We start from the raw sequence: 22,246 nt of genomic DNA on the forward strand, positions 1-22,246 counted from the left end.
CATACAGAAAACTCACCCCAACCGGTGCCACTCGCGTTTGTCCCGCGCCAGCAATTCATTGCCGGCCTCGGGCCCGTCTTCACCGGCCGGGTACTCATGCACCTCGCCGCCCTGGGCCCAGGCGTCAAGGAACGGCTGCACCGCCCGCCAGCCGTTCTCGATGTTGTCGGCGCGCTGGAACAGCGTCTGGTCACCGGTCAGGCAGTCATAGATCAACGTCTCGTAGCCGGTCGCCGGGGTCATCTTGAAGAAGTCCTTGTAGGCAAAGCCCAGTTCCACGTTCTCCATCACCAGCTCCGGCCCGGGGCGCTTGGCCTGCAGGTCGAACCACATGCCTTCGTTGGGCTGGATCTGGATTTTCAGGTAATTGGGCTTGGGCCGCTCCAGCTCCGACTCGCGGAATTGCGCATACGGCGCGGGCTTGAAGCAGATGGCGATTTCGGTGTCGCGCACGCTCATGCGCTTGCCGGTGCGCAAGTAGAACGGCACGCCGGCCCAGCGCCAGTTGTCGATCATCACCTTCAGCGCCACGTAGGTTTCGGTGTGGCTGTCGGGGGCGACGTTGGCCTCCTGGCGGTAACCGGGCAACTGCTTGCGCCCGTGCTTGCCGGCGCGGTACTGGCCGCGGACGGAATGCTTGAGGGCCATCTTCGGCGACCACGGGCGAATCGCGCCGATCACCTTGGCCTTCTCGCTGCGCACGGCATCGGCGGCGAATGCCGCCGGGGGCTCCATGGCCACCATCGCCAGCAACTGGAACAGGTGGTTGGGCACCATGTCGCGCAGCGCCCCGGTGCTGTCATAAAAAGCACCGCGGGTCTCGACACCGACGGTTTCCGCGGCGGTGATCTGCACATGGTCGATGTAGTGGTTGTTCCAGAACGACTCGAACAGGCCGTTGGAGAAACGGCTGACCAGAATGTTCTGCACCGTCTCCTTGCCCAGGTAATGGTCGATGCGGTAGATCTGCCGCTCGCCCATCACTTTCAACAGGCAGGCATTGAGCGCCTCGGCGCTGGCCAGGTCGGTACCGAAGGGTTTTTCCACCACCACGCGGCGAAAGCCCCCGACGGATTCGTCGAGCAAGCCGGCCTGCCCCAGGCGCAGGGCGACCTCCGGGAAGAACCGCGGCGAAGTCGCCAGGTAGAAGATGGCGTTGCCATGGCTGGTCTTGTCGATGCGCCTGGCGAGGGCCTGGTAGGTGGCCGGGTCGAGGAAGTCACCGGTCTGGTAGTCCAGGCGCTTGGCCAAGCGCGCCCACAGTTTCTCGTCCAGGCCTTTGGCGCTGCCCTCGCCGCCTTTATCACGCTCGACCATGAACGCATGCAGGCGCTCGGCGAATTCATCGGCAGTTGCCGGGTTGTGGTCGACGCCGACAATGCGCAGGTTGCGGTCCAGCAGGCCGTCGCGGCTGAGGTTGTACAGCGCCGGCATCAGCAGGCGCTTGACCAGGTCGCCATTGGCGCCGAACAGGAACAGGGTGCAGGGTGGAGCGGCAGGAATGTGCTGTCTGGTCATTCGCCTTTCTTCTCGATATGGCCACCGAAGCCCAGGCGCATGGCCGAGAGGATCTTGTCACCGTAGGTGCCCTGCTGCTGGCGCGAGCGGAAACGCGCGAACAGGGCACTGGACAACACCGGCACCGGCACGGCCTGCTCGACGGCGGCATCGATGGTCCAGCGGCCTTCACCGCTGTCGGACACCGAGCCACTGAACTGCGCCAGCTGAGGGTCGGCCACCAAGGCATCGGCGGTCAGGTCGAGCAACCACGAGGTGACCACGCTGCCACGCCGCCACACTTCGGCGATTTCGGCCACGTCCAGGTCAAAGCGCTGGTCTTCGGGCAGTTCGTTGCCGCCCTTGCTGCGCAGCAGGTCGAAGCCTTCGGCATAGGCCTGCATCAGGCCGTATTCGATGCCGTTGTGCACCATTTTCACGTAGTGCCCGGCACCCGGCGGGCCGGCATGGATGTAGCCGTGCTCGGCGCGCTGGTACTCGCCGCTACGGCCATGGGTACGCGGGATGTCACCCACGCCCGGGGCCAGTGCCTTGAACAGCGGCTCCAGGCGCTCGAACACGTCCTTTTCGCCACCGATCATCATGCAGTAGCCACGCTCCAGGCCCCACACACCGCCGGAGGTGCCCACGTCCAGGTAATGCAGCCCGCGCCTGGCCAGCTCGCCCGCCCGGCGCATATCGTCCTTGTAGAAGGTATTGCCGCCGTCGATGATCGCATCGCCCGGCTCCAGCAGCTCGGCCAGCTGCGCGATGGTCTGCTCGGTGGGCTCGCCGGCCGGCAGCATCACCCATACCGCGCGCGGTGCCTTGAGCTTCTGCACCAGCGCCCCGAGGTCGTGCGCCCCTTGGGCACCCTCGCCCTCCAGAGTGCTGATGGCTTCACGGCTGCGGTCGTGCACCACGGTACGGTGGCCGGCGCGCATCAGGCGCCTTGCGATATTGCCGCCCATGCGGCCCAGCCCGATGATTCCCAGTTGCATGAGCCGATGCTCCCCTTTCAAATTTAATGACGACACAGTGCAGCCTTCAGGTTAGTCCAGCGAACCGCTCGTGGGTTCAGCGACGAACGGCGCGACCACGATAAACAAAAAAGTTCCCAAGACCTGTAAAAGAATTCAGAATGCGCCCCGCGTGAAGCGTCTACGCTTTAACTTGTCACCAGCCAAAACCGCGAGGTGTGCTCATGGGTACCTTGATGCCTGCTACTCCAACCCAGACCCTCTATGTCTCCGTGCGCCGTGATGAGCTGCGTAAACTGAAGGAAGAACGTGACCAGCTGCGTCAGCAGGTCGCCCAACTGAACCTGCTGCTGGCACAGGCACGCACCGACGATTCAGCTGTCAGCCTCTGATTCTTCCATCCTCCGTGGGGGCTTGAGGGCTCCCACCTGCTGATCCTTCCCCTGCCCCATTCCTTCAAGCCTGCGAAAATAGCAGTGCGGCCCAGGCACCATCATGGTGCACAAACCCGTCCTGGCGACAATATGGCGCAGCCGTAACGCCGCGCGCCGGCCGGTGGCTCACATTTGCTCACAGACGCCAACGTTTGCGTCTATTTCGGCGCATGCGCTTAGTGACCAGCGGGTCACCCTTTCCCCTTTTTCTCTCCTACACTCGGGTTTCGGCCCGCCATTTGCTCATCGGAAGAGTGACGAAAAAAAGTCGAACTTTCAGGAAAGCCGGCAGGTCAGGAACTAAGTAGGCCAAACGCAAGGGGCATTCCCTGGCTCGGCCCACCCATCCCAACCAGTCCAATCGCTTTTGGCGGGAATGCCGATCGCGCTGTGCCTGCGCGCACGACTCAGGGGCATGGAAGCACTACGCAGCATTCAGCATCAGAGAGAACCAACACGAGATATCGCCACGGGTGCCAGCACCCGACCAAAGCATAGGGACGGAGAGAAGTATGATCAGTGCCGCTGTCGAGCCTCACGTAGACACCTTTACCTCGGACAATCGCGAATCGGTCACCCCGGATTTCGCCACGACAGGCAAGGCACCCGGCGCCCAGCGCCGCCAGCACAACCCCAACAAGCGCAAGATCCTGTTCGTCACCTCGGAGATCGCCGACCTGGTGAAGACCGGCGGCCTGGGCGACGTTTCTGCCGCCCTGCCGCGGGCGCTGGGGCATCTGCATGACGTACGGGTGCTGATTCCGGGCTACCCGCAAGTGGTGGAGAGCGACAACCCCATCCACATCGTCGGCGAACTGAGCGGCCATGCCGCCTTGCCGCCGTGCAAGATCGGCCGCATGGACCTGCCCGATGGGCTGGTCATCTATGTGCTGATCTGCCCCGAGCTGTACCAGCGCGCTGGCACCCCCTATGCTGCCGACAACGGCCGCGACTGGCCGGACAACCACATCCGCTTCGCCCGCTTGGGCCTGGCCGCGGCGGAAATCGCCGCTGGCGAGGGCATGATCCACTGGAAGCCCGAACTGGTGCACGCCCACGACTGGCCTGCCGGGCTGGCGCCTGCCTACATGCACTGGCGGGGCCTGAACACCCCGACCTTGTTCACCATCCACAACCTGGCCTACCAGGGCGTATACAGCCGTGGCTGCAGCCCGGAACTGGCGATCCCCGACCACGCCATGCAGCAGGAAGGCATGGAGTTCTACGGCAAGCTGTCGTTCCTCAAGGCCGGCCTTGCCTACTCCAGCCACATCACCACGGTCAGCGCCACCTACGCCCAGGAAATCACCACCCCGGAATTCGGCTGCGGCCTGGATGGCTTCCTCGCCAGCAAGGCCCAGCAAGGCCTGCTGGGCGGTATCCCCAACGGCATCGACGAAAGCTGGGACTCGGCCACCGACAAGCACCTGCAGCACAACTTCAGCATCAATGACTGGGAAGGCAAGGCACGCAATACCCGCGAGGTGCGCGAGCTGTTCCAGCTGCAGCCGTCCGAGGGGCCGCTGTTCGCCGTGGTGTCGCGCCTGGTCTACCAGAAGGGCCTGGACCTGACCCTGGGCGTGGCCGACTACATCGTCGAACAAGGTGGCCAGATCGCGATCATCGGCCGCGGCGAACCGGAAGAAGAACAGGCCATGCGCGAACTGGCGCTGCGCCACCCCGGGCGCATCGGTGTGCGCATCGGCTTCAACGAAACCGATGCACGACGCATGTTCGCCGGCAGCGACTTCCTGCTGATGCCATCGCGCTACGAGCCCTGCGGCCTCAGCCAGATGTATGCACAGCGCTTCGGCTCGCTGCCGGTGGCGCGCAACACCGGCGGGCTGGCCGACACCATCGAGAACGGTGTCACCGGTTTCCTGTTCGATGAATCGACCGTGGAAAGCTACCGCGAAGCGCTTGCCCGCGCCTTCTATGTGTACCAGAAGAAAGACCTGCTCAACGCCATGCGCTGCCTGTCGATGACCCAGCCGTTCAACTGGTGCCAGGCCGTGGAACCCTATGCCCGCCTGTATGAGGATCTGGTCCGGCAGGCCCACCTGGCCTACTACTGAAAGAGGGCTCGAAGATGCACAGGCATGGCGCACACTTGCTGGACGCCACGTCGGCGCGCTTCGCCCTCTGGGCACCCGATGCGCGCAGCGTGAGTGTGGAACTGGAGCAGCAGCCGGCGATAGAGCTGCTGCCCGAAGAAGATGGCTGGTACACGGGAGTGGCCCCGGCCCGGGCAGGCGACAACTACCACTACCGGATCGACGGGCAGCTGCAAGTGGCCGACCCAGCGTCCCGCTACCAGCCCGACGGTGTCCACGGCCCAAGCCAGCTGGTGGATATCGCCGCCTATCCTTGGCAGCACCACTGGCAAGGCCGACCCTGGCACGAAGCCGTGATCCAGGAACTGCACGTGGGTGTGCTGGGTGGCTACCAAGGCGTGGCCAGCCTGCTGCCCCGCCTGGCCGCCACCGGCATCACCGCCATCGAACTGATGCCGATAGGCCAGTTCCCCGGGGCACGCAACTGGGGCTATGACGGTGTGTTGCCGTTTGCCGCCCAGCATTCCTACGGCACCCCGCAGCAACTGTGCCAGCTGATCGACCAGGCACACGGCCATGGCCTGGTGGTGATGCTCGACGTGGTCTACAACCACTTCGGCCCGGACGGTAATTTCCTGCACCAGTACGCCAGCCCGTTCTTTCGCGAAGACCGCCAGACGCCCTGGGGCGCGGCCATCGACTTCCGGCGCCCGCAGGTGCGCGAGTACTTCATCCAGAACGCCCTGATGTGGCTGTGCGAGTACCGCTTCGACGGCCTGCGCCTGGATGCGGTGCATGCCATCGACCAGCCGGATTTCCTCGTCGAGCTGGCGCAACGGGTGCGCGCCGCGGTCGAACCCGGCCGCCAGGTATGGCTGGTACTGGAAAACGAACACAACCAGGCCTTCCTGCTGGAACAAGGCTTCGACGCGCAGTGGAACGACGACGGCCACAACGCCCTGCACGTGCTGCTGACCGGCGAAACCGAAGGCTACTACGAAGACTACAAGCACCAGCCGATCGACAAGCTGGCCCGCTGCCTGGGCGAAGGTTTCGTGTTCCAGGGCGAAGCCAATCGCCACGGCCAGCCCAGGGGCGAGCCGAGTGGCCACCTCGCCCCCAGCGCTTTCGTGCTGTTCTTGCAGAACCATGACCAGATCGGCAACCGGGCACTGGGCGAACGCCTGAGCGTGCTGTGCCCACCTGCGGCGTTACGGGCGGCGACCGCCTTGCTGTTGCTGAGCCCGATGATCCCGCTGCTGTTCATGGGCGACGATGACGGCAGCCGTGCGCCCTTCCTGTTCTTCACTGATTTCCACGACGAACTGGCCGACGCCGTACGTGAAGGCCGGCGCGGCGAATTCGCGCACTTTCCGGCCTTTGCCGACCCGGAACAGCGCGCCCGTATTCCCGACCCGAACGCCTTGCAGACCTTCGAACGCTCACGGCCGGACAGGCACGACGTGCTCGCCGGCTGGCATGGGCTCTATCAGCAGTTGCTGACAATTCGCCGCCAGCAGTTGCTGCCACGCCTGCCCGGCACGCGTGCGCTGGGTGCCAAGGTACTCGGTGCCAAGGCGCTGAGTGCCAGCTGGCGCCTGGGTGATGGCAGCACCTTGCGCATCGACCTGAACCTGGCCGGCCAACCCCAGCCCGTCGCGCTGCCGCAGGCCGGGCTACGGTTGTTCGACAGCAGCGCCGACGCCCACCCGGACGCCACCCTTTCGCCCTACAGCTGCGTGGTCAGCCTGCTGCCACCCAGCCCGGAGACGCCATGAGCGAACCTTTGCTACACCAACTGGCACGGCAGGCTGGGCTGGCCCGCGACTGGGTCGATGCCAACAACCGCCCCCAGCAAGTCAGTGACGATGTACTGCGCCGGGTACTGGAAGCCCTTGGCCATGGCTGCGCAGACGATGCCCAGGTACGTGACAGCCTGGCCAGCCTCGCGCAAAGCGATGATGCCGAGCATGTGCCACCCCTGCTGACCGCGGATGTGGGCCAGGCGCTGGCGCTCGACCGCTACTTCGCCGGCGGCAGCCCGGTGCGCTGCAACCTGGAGGACGGGGCCCAGCTGCAATTGCAGCTGGATGCCCAGGGCCGGCTGCCTGGCCAGCTGCCACCGGGTTACCACCAGCTACTGATCGAAGGCCATGCCTTCACCCTGGCCGTGGCACCGGCCGCCTGCGTGGCGCTGCATGAGCGGGTCAGCCAACCGCCAGCGCGCTGCTGGGGCATCTCGGTGCAGCTATACAGCCTGCGTCGCCCTGGCGATGGTGGCTATGGCGACTGCATGGCCCTTGAACAACTGGCCCGCAGCGCTGCCGAACGCGGTGCCGATGCCCTGGCCATCAGCCCGATCCACGCTCTTTCGGCCTTCGACCAGCACCATTACAGCCCCTACTCCCCCTCCAGCCGGCTGCTGCTCAACAGCCTGTACGCCAGCCCGGCGGCGATCCTTGGCGAGCGTGCCGTGCGCCAGGCAGTGGAAGCGTGCGGCCTGGAACAGGCGCTGGAAGCGCTGGAACAGGAGCCGCTGGTGGACTGGCCGCGCGCAGCCGAAGCCCGTCGCCGGCTGTTGCAAGCGCTGTACCAGGACTTCAGCCAAGGCGATCACCCGCAGCGAAGCGACTTCGAGAGTTTCCGCGAGGCCGCCGGCGAAGCGCTGGAACACCATTGCCGCTTTGAAGTGCTGCAGGCCGAAGCCGTCGATCAGGGCCTCGGCGCCGACTGGCGCAACTGGCCAGAGGCCTGGCGCGACCCCTACCATGCCGAAGTGCAGAGTTTTGCCGCCAGCTACCCGGCGCGCATCGAGTTCCACGCGTTCTGCCAATGGCTGACCGAGCGCAGCCTGCAACGCGCCCAGGAAGCCGCGCGCGGCAATGGCATGGCGGTCGGCCTGATTGCCGACCTGGCGGTGGGGGCTGACGGCGCCGGCAGCCAGGCCTGGAGCCGCCAGGACGAGCTGCTGGCCAACCTCACCGTGGGCGCGCCACCGGACATCCTCAACCGTTCCGGCCAGGACTGGGGCATCTGCGGCTTCTCTCCGGAAGGCCTGAAACGCAACGGCTACCGCGCCTTCATCGAAATGCTGCGGGCCAACCTGGCGCATGCCGGCGGGCTGCGGATCGACCATGTGATGGGCCTGCGCCGGTTATGGGTGATCCCGCGTGGCTCCAAGCCCAGCGAAGGGGCCTACCTCGAATACCCGCTGGACGACCTGCTGCGCCTGCTGGCGCTGGAGTCGATGCGCCACGGCGCGGTCATCCTCGGCGAAGACCTGGGCACCGTACCCGCAGGGCTGCGCGAAGCCTTGGCCAGGCGCAACGTGCTGGGCATGCGTGTGCTGCCGTTCGAGCAGCCCTCGCCCGGCAACTTCACGCCGATTCTGGACTGGCCGGACAACGCCCTGGCCACCACCGGCACCCACGACCTGGCGCCCCTGGCCGGTTGGCTGGAAAACCGCGATATCGACTGGAGCCACCGCCTGCAACTGATCGATGCCGCTACCGAACTGCATTGGCGCCATGACCGGCAGAAAGAACACGCCGGCCTGCGGCGCACGCTGGAATCCAATTATGGCCTGCTTGAGGACAACGACGCCGTGATCGACGCCGCCATTCGCTATGTCGGCCACACCCGCGCCCCGCTGGTGCTGGTCCCCCTCGAAGACCTGCTGGGCTGCGACGAGCAACCCAACCTGCCCGGTACCACCGAAGGCCACCCCAACTGGCGCCGGCGCTTTGCCCGGCCAGTGCGTGAGCTGCTCGACGATGAGGATGCCGCCCGGCGTATCGAGCTGCTGGCCCAGGCCCGCGAGCAAGCCTGGGAGCGTGACCGATGAAAGCCCTGAGCGCGACCCTGCGCCTGCAATTTCACAGTGACTTCACCCTCGACCACGCCGTGCCGCTGGTGCCGTACTTCGCCCAGCTGGGCATCAGCCACCTGTATGCCTCGCCCATCCTCAAGGCCCGCGCCGGTTCGCGCCATGGCTACGACGTGGTCGACCCGACCCAGGTCAACCCGGAACTGGGCGGCGAGGCAGCCCTGGTGCGGCTGGTCGCAGCCCTGCGCCAGCACGGCATGGGGTTGATCCTCGACACGGTGTCCAACCACATGGCTGTCGGCGGTGCCGACAACCCGTGGTGGCAAAGCCTGCTGGCCTGGGGCCGGCGCAGCCCGTATGCTCAGTTCTTCGACATCCAGTGGCATTCCAGCGACCCATTGCTGGCCGGGCAGTTGCTGCTGCCATTCCTCGGCAGCGACTACGGCGTGGCCTTGAAGCAGGGTGAAATACCGCTGCAATTCGACGCGCAGCAAGGCGTGCTGCACATCGCCCATTACCAGCACCGGTTCCCGATCTGCCCAGCCGATTACGGCTGGATTCTGGCCTTGAGCCCGGACCCGGCGCTGAAGGCCCTGGCCGAACATTTCACCGCCCTCAACGCATCGCCCGACCCGCTGGCCGACGCCCTACCCTTGCACGCCGAGCTGGCCCGCCTGGTAGGCGAAGGCGCTGACCTGCAAGCGGCCCTGCTGGCCTTCGACAGCCGCAGCGAGGCTGGCTTCAGGCGCCTGCACTTGCTGCTGGAGCGCCAGACCTACCGCCTGGCCAGCTGGCGCACCGCTGCCGACGACATCAACTGGCGGCGCTTTTTCGACATCAACGAACTCGGCGGCCTGCGCGTCGAACGCGCAGTGGTGTTCGAGGCCACCCATGCCAAGCTCTTCGAGCTGATCGAGCGCGGCCTGGTGGATGGCCTGCGCATCGACCATATCGACGGCCTGGCCGACCCGCGTGGCTACTGCCGCAAACTGCGCCGGCGGGTCGATGGCTTGCTGGCGCGACGCCCGCTGCACGCGGCACTGGAACACTTCCCGATCTACGTGGAAAAGATCCTCGGTGCCGACGAGCACCTGCACCGCGACTGGCTGACCGACGGCACCACCGGCTACGAGTTCATGAACCAGGTGTCGCTGCTGCAGCACGACCCTGCGGGCGAGGCCGCGCTGAGCGAGCTGTGGGCCAGCGTCACAGAGCGCCCTGCCTTCGCCGAAGAAGTGCGCCAGGCCCGTCACCTGGTGCTCAATGCCAGCCTGGCCGGGGACTGCGAGTCGGTAGCCCAGGCGCTGTTGCAGGTAGCACGCAACGACCTGATGACCCGCGACCTGACCTTGGGCGCGATCCGCCGTGCCTTGCAAGCGCTGGTGGCGCATTACCCGGTGTACCGCACCTACTTCAATGCCTGCGGCCGCCCGGCGCAGGACGAAGCGTTCTTCCAGCAGGCGCTGGCCAACGCCCGGCAGGACCTCAGCGAGGCCGACTGGCCGCTCCTGGAACAACTCGAGCAGTGGCTGGGCGGGCAGGCCTGGCGCAAGCTGCCAGCGGGCTATGCGCGCAAGCAACTACGCCACGCTTGCGTGCGCTTCCAGCAACTGACCGCCCCCAGCGCCGCCAAGGCCGTGGAAGACACGGCCTTCTACCGCAGCGCCCGGCTGCTGTCGCGCAACGACGTCGGTTTCGAGGCCGAGCGTTTCAGCGCCCCACCCGAACACTTCCACAACGAGGCGCAGCGGCGCCTGCGCGACTTCCCTGACAACTTGCTGGCCACCGCCACGCATGACCACAAGCGCGGCGAAGACACCCGCGCGCGCCTGGCAGTGCTGAGCGAGCGCGGCCCGTGGCTGGCCAGCCGGGTGGAACACTGGCGCGAGCTGGCAAGCCCGTTGCGCGTGGCCCTGGACGACGGCCCGGCACCCAGCCCCGGCGATGAGCTGATGCTGTTGCAGACCTTGCTCGGCAGCTGGCCGCTGGACCTCGCCCCGCATGATGACAACGGCCTGCGCCAATACGCCGAGCGCATTCGCCAGTGGCAGCAGAAGGCCGTGCGTGAAGCCAAGCTGCGCAGCAGCTGGAGCGCTCCCAACGAGGGTTATGAAACTGCCTGTGCGCGTTATGTCGACGGCCTGCTGCTGGACGGCGAGAACCAGCAGTTGCGCAAGTCGCTGGCTGAAGCCGCCCAGCTACTGGCCTGCCCCGGCGCACTCAATGGCCTGGTACAGGCCCTGCTGCGCATGACCACGCCCGGTGTGCCCGACCTGTACCAGGGCAACGAATACTGGGACTTCAGCCTGGTCGACCCGGACAACCGCCGGGCCGTGGATTATGCCACCCGGCGCAACACCCTGGACGACGCCACAACGCTGGCCGAATTGCTGGCCCAGTGGCAGGACGGCCGGGTCAAGCAGGCGCTGATTGCCCGCGTGCTCGACTGCCGCCAGGCTAATGCCGAGCTGTTCCGCCGTGGCGCCTACCTGCCCCTGACCGTGCAGGGCCGCCACGCCGACAAGGTGCTGGCGTTCGCCCGCCTGGGCGAAGGCCAACGCGCCGTCATCATCGCGCCACGCCTGGCCAGTAGCCTGCTGGGCGCAGCTACCATACCCCTGATCCCGGCGCAGAACTGGGACGACACCCGGGTAACTTTGCCGTTTGCCTTGTCGCCTGCCAATTCGACTGGACTTTTTGGCGGTGCCGTTGTCAGCCCTGTTAGAGAGTTGATGTTGAGCGCCGTGCTGTCGGAGTTCCCAGTCAACCTGTTGATTGAACATGCCTAGCATTCAGGAGCGTCGTGATGAGTGTCGATGAAAAACGAGTACGCGAATTCGCCTACCAGATCTGGGAATCGGAGGGTAAACCGGAGGGCCAGGAAAGCCGCCATTGGGACATGGCGCGCAAGCTTGCCGAAGCCGAGGCGTTGGCCCCCGAGGCCAAGCCCAAGGCCGCCGGCAAAGCCAAGGTAGCGGCCAAGCCAAAAGCAGCGGCAGCGCCCAAGGCGCCCGCCGAGCCCAAGGTAGCGGCGTTGCCGGGCGTTAAGCCGGCTGCGGCGAAGAAACCACGTGCGGTGAAGAAGCCCACTGCCGGCTGAGCCGCTACCGGCCCTTTCGCGGTAAGCCCGCTGCCACGAGCCTGTACTGGCTAGCGGCTGGGGAGATCCCTGTGGGAGCGGGCGTGCCCGCGAAAGGCCGGCCAGCCATCCATCGTTCCGTTCCCAACACCCGGCCATTCGAGGACCGTCATGAGCCCGCGCACGCCCAAGAAAACCCGCTCCGTTGCTCCCTCGCGCATCCGCGAAGGCCTGCCCTTCCCCCTCGGCGCCACCTGGGACGGCCTGGGCGTCAACTTCGCCCTGTTCTCGGCCAACGCCACCAAGGTCGAGCTGTGCCTGTTCGACCCGACCGGTGAAAAGGAAATCGAACGCATCGAGCTACCGGAATACACCGACGAGATCTATCACGGTTACCTGCCCGACGCGCACCCTGGGCTGATCTACGGCTATCGCGTGCACGGCCCGTACGAGCCGGAGAACGGCCATCGCTTCAACCCCAACAAGCTGCTGATCGACCCTTACGCCAAACAATTGGTCGGCGCGCTGAAGTGGTCCGAAGCGCTGTTCGGCTATACCATCGGCCACCCCGACGGCGACCTGTCGTTCGATGAGCGCGACAGTGCGCCGTTCGTGCCCAAGTGCAAGGTCATCGACCCGGCGTTCACCTGGGGCCGCGATGAGCGCGTGCAGATCCCCTGGGAGCGCACCATCATCTACGAAGCCCACACCAAGGGCATCAGCATGCGCCACCCCGCCGTGCCGGAACACCTGCGCGGCACCTTCGGCGGCCTGGCCAACGACGAGCTGCTCGGGCACATCAAGGAGCTGGGGGTATCCAGCATCGAGCTGCTGCCGATCCATGCCTTCGTCAACGACCAGCACCTGCTGCAGAAAGGCCTGAACAACTACTGGGGCTACAACACCATCGCCTTCTTCGCCCCCCACCCGGCCTACCTGGCCAGTGGCAAGATCGCCGAGTTCAAGGAAATGGTCGCGCACCTGCACGACGCCGGGCTGGAAGTGATTCTCGACGTGGTCTACAACCACACCGCCGAGGGCAACGAACTGGGGCCCACGCTGTCGATGCGCGGTATCGACAATGCCTCGTACTACCGGCTGATGCCCGACCAGAAGCGCTACTACATCAACGACTCCGGCACCGGCAACACGCTGGACCTCAGCCACCCGTGCGTGCTGCAACTGGTCACCGATTCACTGCGCTACTGGGCCGGCGAGATGCATGTGGACGGCTTCCGCTTCGACCTGGCGACCATCCTCGGCCGCTACCATGAAGGCTACAGCGAGCGCCACAGCTTCCTCGTTGCCTGCCGCCAGGACCCACTGCTGCGCCAGGTCAAGCTGATCGCCGAGCCCTGGGACTGCGGCCCGGGCGGCTATCAGGTGGGCAATTTCGCCCCGGGCTGGGCAGAGTGGAACGACCGCTTCCGCGACACCATGCGGGCGTTCTGGAAAGGTGACGAGGGCCAGCTGGCCGACTTTGCCGCGCGCATGACCGCCTCCGGCGACATGTTCAACAACCGCGGCCGACGGCCGTACTCATCGGTAAACTTCATCACCGCCCATGACGGTTTCACCTTGCGCGACCTGGTTTCGTACAACGACAAGCACAACGAGGACAACGACGAGAACAACCAGGACGGCACCGACAACAACCTGTCGTGGAACTGCGGCGTCGAGGGGCCCACCCAGGACCCGGGGATCAATGCCCTGCGCATGCGGCAGATGCGCAATTACTTCGCCACCTTGCTGTTCGCCCAGGGCACGCCGATGATCGTCGCCGGCGACGAGTTCAGCCGTACCCAGCACGGCAACAACAATGCCTACTGCCAGGACAGCGAAATCGGCTGGGTGAACTGGGAGCTGGACGAGGAAGGCCAGGAGTTGCTGAAGTTCGTCAAGCGCCTGACCCGGCTGCGCCTCAGTTACCCGGTATTGCGCCGTTCGCGCTTCCTGGTGGGTGACTACAATGAAGCCATCGGGGTCAAGGACGTGACCTGGCTGGCACCAGACGGCAACGAGATGAGTGTGGAGCAGTGGGAAGACCCGCACGGGCGCTGCCTGGGCATGCTGATCGATGGCCGTGCCCAGGTCAGTGGCATTGCCCGGCCAGGCGCCGAGGCCACCGTGCTGCTGATCGTCAATGCTCACCATGACATCGTGCCGTTCAAACTGCCGAGCGTGCCTGAAGGGGATTACTGGAGCTGCCTGGTCGATACCGACCGGCCGGAACTGCGCAAGGGCCAGCACCTGCAGTTCGACAGCAGCTTCGAGGTCAAGGGGCGGTCGTTGCTGCTGATGGTGTTGCAGCGCGACGAGGAGTGAACCTGTACCGCCGGCATGGGTCCCTTGTGTAGGAGCGGCCTCGTGTCGCGAAAGGGCCGCAGAGCGGCCCCGGCCCGGCTTGGCATGCTGACGGAAACGGGGGCCGCCGGGCGGCCCTTTCGCGACGCAAGGCCGCTTCTACACTGAAGCGTGTAAACCGTTACCTGAGGAGCCACCGTGAACCCCGAAGCCGGCGGTAAAGGTTTCGCCAGCGTCAACCAGGCCCCGGCCGTGAAGCGCCTGCGGGTACTGACGGTGAACACCCACAAGGGCTTCACCGCCTTCAACCGGCGCTTCATCCTGCCGGAGCTGCGCGAGGCGGTGCGCAGCACCCAGGCCGATATCGTGTTCCTCCAGGAAGTGCTCGGCAGCCACGATCGCCACGCGGCACGCTACCCCGGCTGGCCGCAGACGTCGCAGTACGAGTTCCTTGCCGACAGCATGTGGAGCGACTTTGCCTACGGCCGCAACGCGGTCTACCCCGACGGCCACCATGGCAATGCCCTGCTCTCCAAATACCCGATCATCGAACACCGCAACCTCGACGTGTCGATCACCGGCCCCGAACGCCGCGGCCTGCTGCATTGCATTCTCGACGTTCCCGGGCAGCACAACGTGCATGCCATCTGCGTGCACCTGTCGTTGCTGGAAAGCCACCGCCAGAAACAGCTGCTGCTGCTGCGCAGACTGCTTGAATCATTACCCGGCGACGCCCCGGTGATCATCGCCGGTGACTTCAACGACTGGAAATCCCACGGCAACCGCACCCTGGGCCTGCAGCGCGACCTGCACGAGGCCTTCGAGCGCCATCACGGCCACCTCGCCCGCACCTACCCTGCGCGCTTGCCACTGCTGCGCCTGGACCGCATCTACCTGCGCAACGCGGAAAGCCATGGCCCACGTATTCTGGGGCACAAACCTTGGTCGCACCTGTCGGATCACCTGCCCCTGGCAGTGGAAGTCAGGCTTTAGCAATCATTTTTCATAGTGCAGTGACGGCAAATAGCGAACCCGGCTATGCCGCAAACTTTATTCAATAAAATCAAAGCGTTGATCAAGATCACGCGACACCTATGCTTTTTTCACGCTTTCTTGACGCAAGCGGCGGCCTCTCCTTAGCTGATCTTGTCTAACACTGAATATCTCGCGCCGGGCCCTCTAGCTCGCGCCTTCGTGCGCGTCCGCGAAAGCTGGCGTGCTGGTTTGGGTCGCCCACTGTTTTTTCGGTACAGCTCGTGACCTCAGGCCAGGTCCCAGGCTGTACCCCAAAAAACCAAGGAGATCCGCCATGAAAAGCACCTCGAACCCCTCGCGCTTCGACAGCATTTTCTATGCGGTTTCCACGTCGCTGCTTCTGGCAACCCCGGTGGAAACGATCGCGTACGAACTGCAGGATGACCCCACAGCGCCCGGTTTCCTGCAGCAACTCGCGCCACCGCAGCTGTCGCTCGACCCGGTCAGCGCCAGTGGCTTGAGCATCGGTACCCTGAATGCGTTTTCACAAGCAATGAGCGCGCGCCACGGGCAACCCGTACCGGACCTGGACGCCAGCCAGTGGGCGCAGTTCTTCCCCAGCCCCGCGCACAGCGGCGTGCAGCCACCGGCCCCGCTGGAGGCACCCAGCCAGCAGCTGAGCATCGGCCCGGACCTGTTCGTGCGTGAAACGGCAGCCGGCAATGTGCACCGTGCGGGCATCTTCGTGGGGCAGAACAACCTGCAGACCCACTTCAACGGCATGCGCCGGCGGCTCGGCGACAACCAACGCAATGCAGTAAACCTGAGCGGCGAGAGCCTCGGCGTTTACTGGAGCATGACCCATGAACAGGGCTGGCACCTGGATGCCGTGGCCATGGGCTCGCGCATAGACATCAACGGCCGCGGCGAGAATGGCCAGCGCCTGGACGACAGCGGCCACGCCATGACCCTCTCGCTGGAGGGTGGCATCCCGATCGGCCTGGGTGGGGGGTGGGTGATCGAGCCGCAGGCGCAGTTGATCAACCAGCAGTTCTTCCCCGGCAACCAGGCCCAGGAAGAGACCTTGCAGGCCTTCGACAGCCAGCCGAGCTGGAGTGGCCGGGTCGGTGCCCGCTTGTCCGGGCGCTACGATGTGCGCGGCATGCCGATCGAGCCCTACGTGCGTACCAACGTGTGGTATGACTTCAGCAATGCCGATGAGGTGAAGCTGGACCAGGTCGACAAGATCTCCAGCTCGCGTTATTCCACCACGGTGGAACTGGGTCTGGGGCTGGTGGCGCGGGTGACGCCGGCGGTGGCGTTGTTTGTCAGTGCCGACTACAGCAGTGACGTGGATGACAATGACCTGAACGGATTGATTGGCAGCCTTGGGGTCAGGATGCGGTGGTAGGCAGGTTCGGCCCTTTCGCGGGCACGCCCGCTCCCACAGGGATAGCACCCGGGCCAGAGGCTGGCGCCGTACCTGTGGGAGCGGGCATGCCCGCGAAAAGGCAGAAGATCAGGCCGGCTTCATCACCAGCACACCCAGCGGCGGCAGGTTCAGGGCCAGTGACTGCGGCTGGCCATGGCTGGCTATCTCGTCACTTTCCACCACCCCCAGGTTGCCGACATTCGACCCGGCATACAGCTCGGCATCACTGTTCAGCAGTTCCTGCCAGCGCTCGCCAAACGGCACGCCGATGCGGTAGCCCTCACGCGGCACCGGAGTGAAGTTGGCCACCACCAGCACCGGCTCGCCGCTGCTGCTCCAGCGCAGCCAGGCGTACACGCTGTTCTGGGCATCGTCACCGATCAGCCACTGGAAGCCCTGTGGCTGACAATCCTGCTCATGCAACGCAGGAATATCCCGGTACAGCCGGTTGAGATCACTGACCAGGCGCTGCACGCCCTGGTGCTCAGGGTATTGCAGCAGGTACCAGTCCAGTTCGCTGTCGTGGTCCCACTCGCGCCATTGGCCGAACTCGCAGCCCATGAACAGCAGCTTCTTGCCCGGGTGCGCCCACATGAAGGTGAGGTAGGCACGCAGGTTGGCGAACTTCTGCCAGCGGTCGCCGGGCATCTTGTCGATCAGCGAGTGCTTGCCGTGGACCACTTCGTCGTGGGAGATGGGCAGGATGAAGTGCTCGGAATAGGCATAGATCAGCCCGAAGCTCATCTCGTTGTGGTGGTAGGTGCGGTGCACCGGGTCGTTCTGGATGTAATGCAGGGTGTCGTGCATCCAACCCATGTTCCACTTGTAGGCAAAGCCCAGGCCACCCTGCTGGGTTGGCTGGCTGACACCGGGCCAGGCGGTGGACTCCTCGGCGATGATCAGCGCCCCTGGAGCCTCATGGGCTGCCACACCGTTGAGGTGGCGGATGAAGTCGATGGCTTCCAGGTTCTCGCGCCCGCCATGGCGGTTGGGGACCCACTCGCCAGCCTTGCGCGAATAGTCGCGATACAGCATCGAGGCCACCGCATCGACCCGCAGGCCGTCGATGTGGAAGTGCTTCAGCCAGTGCAGCGCCGAGGCCATCATGAAACCGCGCACTTCGTTGCGGCCGAGGTTGTAGATCAGCGTGTTCCAGTCCTGGTGGTAGCCTTCCAGCGGGTTGTCGTATTCGTACAGGGCGGTGCCGTCGAAACGTGCCAGGCCGTGTTCGTCGGTGGGGAAATGCGCCGGCACCCAGTCGAGCAGGACGCCGATGCCGCCCTGGTGGCAGGCGTCGACGAAGGCGGCGAAGTCCTCGGCGCTGCCGTAGCGCGAGGTAGGCGCGAACAGCGACAGCGGCTGGTAGCCCCAGGACCCACCGAACGGGTGCTCCATGATCGGCAGCAACTCGATGTGGGTGAAGCCCAGCTCCTGCACATAGGGCACCAGGCGCTCGGCCAGTTCGCGCCAGTTGTAGAAGCGCCCGATATCGCCCGCCTCGTCCAGTTCGCAGCGCCACGACCCCGGGTGCAGTTCGTAGATCGACAGCGGTGCACTGTAGGCATGGCGCTGGGCGCGTTGCGCCATCCAGTCGTGATCCTGCCAGGCGTGAGCGAGCGGCCCCGCCACCTTGGATGCGGTACTCGGTGGCAGCTCGGTGGCACGCGCCAGCGGGTCGGCCTTCAGCGGCAGGATGCCGTCCTTGCCCAGCACCTCGTACTTGTAGGTTTCGCCCACGCCCAGGCGCGGCACGAACAGTTCCCACACCCCGGCGCTGTGGCGCAGGCGCATCGGGTGGCGACGGCCGTCCCAGTTGTTGAAGTCGCCCACCACCGAGACCCGGCGTGCATTGGGCGCCCACACCGAGAAGCACACACCGTCGACACCATCGACCTGCGTCGGCTGCGCGCCGAAACGCCCGGACAGGTCGCGGTGGTTACCCTCGGCGAACAGGTACAGGTCCATGTCGCCCAGTTGCGGGCCGAAGCTGTAGGGGTCTTCGGTGATCTGCTCGCCGCCGGCCCAGGCGATCTGCAGCAGGTACGGGTGCGCCTCGTCGAGGTGCGCAGTGAACAAGCCTGGCAGGCTGCCCTGCTCCATTTCGGCCAGGATGCGCCCGTCATGCCGGGCCAGGATGCGCACTTTCAGGGCATTCGGCAGGAAGGCGCGGACCACTTGCCCGCCACTGCCGTCGCCATGGGGGCCGAGTACCGCAAATGGGTCGGCGTGCTCGGCGCGGGCCAGGGCATCGAGGTCCCGTTGCCGAAGGCCGCCGTTTTCACGCGTTGTTACGTTCATTCTGACTCTCCCCAGGTACTGATCAGTCCATGCAGGCCATGCAAAGGCACGGCCAGCCAAGTTGGACGGTTTTCGGCTTCGTATGTGATTTCGTAGGCAGCTTTTTCCAGGCAGAACAGCTCCAGTGCGGCACGTTCGCCTTCGGCCTGCTGCCAGGCATGGGGCATGGCCGCGGTGGCGAGCCCGTAGGCTTCGACAAAGGCATGCCGCGATTGGTGCAGGTACTGCCTGGCAACCCGCTGCCGGGCCTGCCGCGCCGGGTCGGAAAGGTCGACCGCAGACGCGCTGCGCAGGATCATGGCAGCAGCATAGTCGAACGATCGCAGCACGCCGCTGACGTCCTTGTACGGGCTGTGTTTCGCCCGCCGCTCCTGCAGCGGCCGGGCCGGCTCGCCTTCGAAATCGATCAGGTAGGCATCGCCCTGCACCACCAGCACCTGGCCCAGGTGCAGGTCGCCGTGCACGCGCATCAGCAGGCCGCCCTGGGCCTGGCGGGTGAGTTCGGCGACGTGTTGGGCCAGGCCGTCGCGCTGTTGCTGCAGGTCGTCGACCAATGCCTGGCTGTCGCTGTCGAGGTGCTCACGGTGCTGCACCAGCAGGTCGAGGGCACGGCTCAGTTCGGCACTGATCTGCGCGCTCCAGCGTTCACTGTCGGCAGCATCGCTCGGCCGCGGCTGGAAGGCCTCGTCGTTGCTCGGCGCAGCCAGCAGCAGGTGCATCTCGCCCAGGCGCTGACCAAGCAAGGCGGCAAAGCCGGTCAGCTCGGCCAGCGCGTCGGTGTGCACCTCGGTGTCGAGGCTGGCTGGTTCCATCTGGTCGCGAATGGCCCGTTCCAGGGTGTTCTGGGTCCAGGCCCAGGCATCGCCCTGGTTGCTCAGGTAGCCCTGGGCGATCATCAGCAGGTGTGGCGCGCCCTGCTCGTCCACGCGGCTGACCCAGGCCAGCAACGGCGAGATATTGGCAAACCCGGCAGCGGTCAGGTAGGCACTCATTTCCAGCTCCGGGTGCACCCCCGGGTTGACCCGGCGAATCAGCTTGAGCACCACCTGGTCGCCGATTACCACCGAACTGTTGGACTGCTCGGCACTGAGGTAGCGCACCGCGCTTTCCTCGTTCAGCCCCAGCCCTGCCAGCTGCGCGGTGCACTGGAAGCGCAGTTCGCCCTCGCCACGGCCGCAGGGCAGGTGCAGGCCATCCTGGCAGGCCCGCAGCACCGCGCGAATGAACGGTTCGAGGACGAAGGCATCGGTGATCAAGCCGACCTGATGGGCACGCCGCACCCGCGACAGGGCCAGTTGCTGGGGCAGCGCTGTGCTGATCTGTTCTTCTCGCAACAGGCCGAACGGCAGTTGGTAGCGGCTACCCACGCCGTCGCTGAACACTTCGATTTCACTGAGCAGCACCGGCGTGGTGGCCGTGCCGAAGCGCACGCCGTAGCACAGCCGTACCTGGTCGATCGGGCTTTCCTTACCGGCGAACCAGCGGCGCTTGGGCAGGTACTGCGGCAGGATGGCGCCTTGCAGGGTATCGCTGGAAGGGGCATCGAGCAGCTCCTCCATGCGCTTGCGCAACACTAGCGTGGTCAATTCGGGTAACCCCTCGGTGGGCTGGATGTGCCAGCTGGGCATGCGATCGTGTTCGGCCAGCAGGAACCAGTAGAAGGCATAGGGTGGCAAGGTCAGCAGGAACGGCAGTTGCCCGATCGGCGGGAAGGCGCTGCCACCGAGCATCTCCACCGGTACCTTGCCGGCGTACTGTGACAATTCCAGTTCGGCCGCCTGCGCGGCACGCGAGACGTTGGCCACGCACAGGATGACCTCGGTGTTGCCGTCGGCATCGGTGTATTCGCGGATATAGGCGAGGATGCGCCGGTTGTTCGGCGTCAGCGTGCGCAAGCTGCCTCGGCCAAAGGCCTTTTGCTGCTTGCGCACCGCCAGCATGCGCCGGGTCCAGTTGAGCAGCGAGTGCGGGTCGTTGGCCTGGGCTTCGACGTTGACCGTCTGGTAGCCGTACAGCGGGTCCATTATCGGCGGCAGCACCAGGCGCTGCGGGTCGGCACGGGAGAACCCGCCATTGCGGTCTGGCGACCATTGCATGGGGGTGCGCACACCATCGCGGTCGCCGAGGTAGATGTTGTCGCCCATGCCCAGCTCATCGCCGTAGTACAGCGTGGGCGTGCCGGGCATCGACAGCAGCAGGCTGGTGAGCAATTCGATACGCCGGCGGTCACGCTGCAACAACGGCGCCAGGCGCCGACGGATGCCCAGGTTGATGCGCGCGCGGCGGTCCTCGGCGTAGTAGTTCCACAGGTAGTCGCGCTCGCGGTCGGTGACCATTTCCAGGGTCAGTTCGTCGTGGTTGCGCAAAAAGATCGCCCACTGGCAATTGGCCGGGATCTCCGGGGTCTGGCGCAGGATGTCGGTGATCGGGAAGCGGTCTTCCATGGCCAGCGCCATGTACATGCGCGGCATCAGCGGGAAGTGGAAGGCCATGTGGCATTCGTCGCCCTCGCCTTCACCGAAGTACGGGCGGGTGTCTTCCGGCCACTGGTTGGCTTCGGCCAGCAGCATGCGGTCCGGGTAGTTGGCGTCGATCTCGGCGCGGATCGCCTTGAGCACGGTGTGGGTTTCGGCGAGGTTCTCGTTGTTGGTGCCGTCGCGCTCGATCAGGTAGGGGATGGCGTCCAGGCGCAGGCCATCGACACCCAGGTCGAGCCAGAAGCGCATGACGCCGATCACCGCCTTGAGCACCTGCGGGTTGTCGAAGTTGAGGTCCGGCTGGTGCGAATAGAAGCGGTGCCAGAAGTACTGGCCGGCGACCGGGTCCCAGGTCCAGTTGGACTTCTCGGTGTCGAGGAAGATGATGCGTGTGCCGTCGTACTTCTGGTCGTCATCCGACCATACGTAGAAGTCCCGCGCCTTGCTGCCGCGCTTGGCGTGGCGGGCGCGCTGGAACCAGGGGTGCTGGTCGCTGGTGTGGTTGATGACCAGCTCGGTGATCACCCGCAGGCCGCGCTTGTGCGCCTCGGCGATGAAGCGGCGGGCGTCGGCAAGGTTGCCGTAGTCGGCATGCACGGCCTTGTATTCGGCGATGTCGTAACCATCGTCGCGGCGTGGCGAGGGGTAGAACGGCAGCAGCCACAAGGTATTGACGCCCAGCTCGGCGATGTAGTCGAGCTTGCTGATCAGGCCGGCGAAATCGCCGATGCCGTCGTTGTTCGAATCGAAGAACGACTTGACGTGCAGCTGGTAGATGACGGCGTCCTTGTACCACAGCGGGTCGTCGATGAAGGCTGCCGGGCGGGAACGCTTGGCCATGTGCGACTCCTTTCAATTACAGGTTGCTCTGGCCCCATGCACAAGCAACT

At 65.4% G+C, this 22,246-nt stretch carries 13 protein-coding genes; 9 read left to right on the forward strand and 4 right to left on the reverse strand.

Annotation, left to right across the window (positions count from 1 at the left end):
* Positions 1-12 precede the first annotated feature (12 nt).
* Both zwf and gnd read right to left on the reverse strand, forming a co-directional pair.
* A complete protein-coding gene (gene zwf / locus HU763_RS15550; protein ID WP_186686950.1) occupies positions 13-1,518 on the reverse strand; it encodes a glucose-6-phosphate dehydrogenase in 1,506 nt (501 codons plus the stop codon).
* On the reverse strand, positions 1,515-2,498 hold the full coding sequence (gene gnd / locus HU763_RS15555) for a phosphogluconate dehydrogenase (NAD(+)-dependent, decarboxylating) (protein ID WP_186686948.1): 984 nt from the start codon (positions 2,496-2,498) through the stop codon (positions 1,515-1,517). The genes zwf and gnd overlap by 4 nt, the downstream gene beginning before the upstream one ends.
* Before the next feature lie 203 nt (positions 2,499-2,701).
* Between gnd and HU763_RS15560 the strand changes: the two genes are divergently transcribed.
* The 9 genes from HU763_RS15560 to HU763_RS15600 all read left to right on the forward strand — a co-directional run bounded on the left by HU763_RS15560 (position 2,702) and on the right by HU763_RS15600 (position 16,560).
* Positions 2,702-2,869 (forward strand): DUF6026 family protein, encoded by a 168-nt coding sequence (locus HU763_RS15560; protein WP_186686946.1) that lies wholly within the window; start codon positions 2,702-2,704, stop codon positions 2,867-2,869.
* A 554-nt stretch (positions 2,870-3,423) separates the two neighbouring features.
* Positions 3,424-4,986, forward strand: a complete 1,563-nt coding sequence (glgA, locus tag HU763_RS15565) for a glycogen synthase GlgA (RefSeq protein WP_170030629.1) — start codon at positions 3,424-3,426, stop codon at positions 4,984-4,986.
* Positions 4,987-5,000: 14 nt separating this feature from the next.
* Complete coding sequence (gene treZ / locus HU763_RS15570; protein WP_186686945.1) at positions 5,001-6,743, forward strand: malto-oligosyltrehalose trehalohydrolase; 1,743 nt, start codon at positions 5,001-5,003, stop codon at positions 6,741-6,743.
* Positions 6,740-8,809 (forward strand): 4-alpha-glucanotransferase, encoded by a 2,070-nt coding sequence (gene malQ / locus HU763_RS15575; RefSeq protein ID WP_186686944.1) that lies wholly within the window; start codon positions 6,740-6,742, stop codon positions 8,807-8,809. Before treZ ends, malQ begins: the two co-directional genes overlap by 4 nt.
* Positions 8,806-11,580, forward strand: coding sequence for a malto-oligosyltrehalose synthase (locus HU763_RS15580; protein ID WP_186686943.1), 2,775 nt, complete (start codon positions 8,806-8,808; stop codon positions 11,578-11,580). Before malQ ends, HU763_RS15580 begins: the two co-directional genes overlap by 4 nt.
* Before the next feature lie 14 nt (positions 11,581-11,594).
* Entirely contained in the window at positions 11,595-11,891 is a 297-nt protein-coding gene (locus HU763_RS15585) for a DUF2934 domain-containing protein (protein ID WP_170030637.1), read from the forward strand.
* Positions 11,892-12,041: 150 nt separating this feature from the next.
* Positions 12,042-14,195, forward strand: a complete 2,154-nt coding sequence (gene glgX, locus HU763_RS15590; RefSeq protein WP_186686941.1) for a glycogen debranching protein GlgX — start codon at positions 12,042-12,044, stop codon at positions 14,193-14,195.
* Between the two features lie 177 nt (positions 14,196-14,372).
* Positions 14,373-15,167: an endonuclease/exonuclease/phosphatase family protein gene (locus HU763_RS15595; RefSeq protein WP_186686939.1), complete on the forward strand. Its 795-nt coding sequence runs from the start codon at positions 14,373-14,375 to the stop codon at positions 15,165-15,167.
* A gap of 316 nt (positions 15,168-15,483) precedes the next feature.
* On the forward strand, positions 15,484-16,560 hold the full coding sequence (locus tag HU763_RS15600; protein WP_186686937.1) for an autotransporter domain-containing protein: 1,077 nt from the start codon (positions 15,484-15,486) through the stop codon (positions 16,558-16,560).
* Positions 16,561-16,668: 108 nt separating this feature from the next.
* On the opposite strand, the gene glgB is transcribed toward HU763_RS15600, so the two are convergent.
* Both glgB and treS read right to left on the reverse strand, forming a co-directional pair.
* Positions 16,669-18,879: a 1,4-alpha-glucan branching protein GlgB gene (gene glgB, locus HU763_RS15605; RefSeq protein ID WP_186686934.1), complete on the reverse strand. Its 2,211-nt coding sequence runs from the start codon at positions 18,877-18,879 to the stop codon at positions 16,669-16,671.
* A complete protein-coding gene (gene treS / locus HU763_RS15610) occupies positions 18,876-22,196 on the reverse strand; it encodes a maltose alpha-D-glucosyltransferase (RefSeq protein ID WP_186686931.1) in 3,321 nt (1,106 codons plus the stop codon). The genes glgB and treS overlap by 4 nt, the downstream gene beginning before the upstream one ends.
* Positions 22,197-22,246 lie beyond the last annotated feature (50 nt).

The organism is Pseudomonas anuradhapurensis, assembly GCF_014269225.2.
GTDB classification, from domain to species: domain Bacteria; phylum Pseudomonadota; class Gammaproteobacteria; order Pseudomonadales; family Pseudomonadaceae; genus Aquipseudomonas; species Aquipseudomonas anuradhapurensis.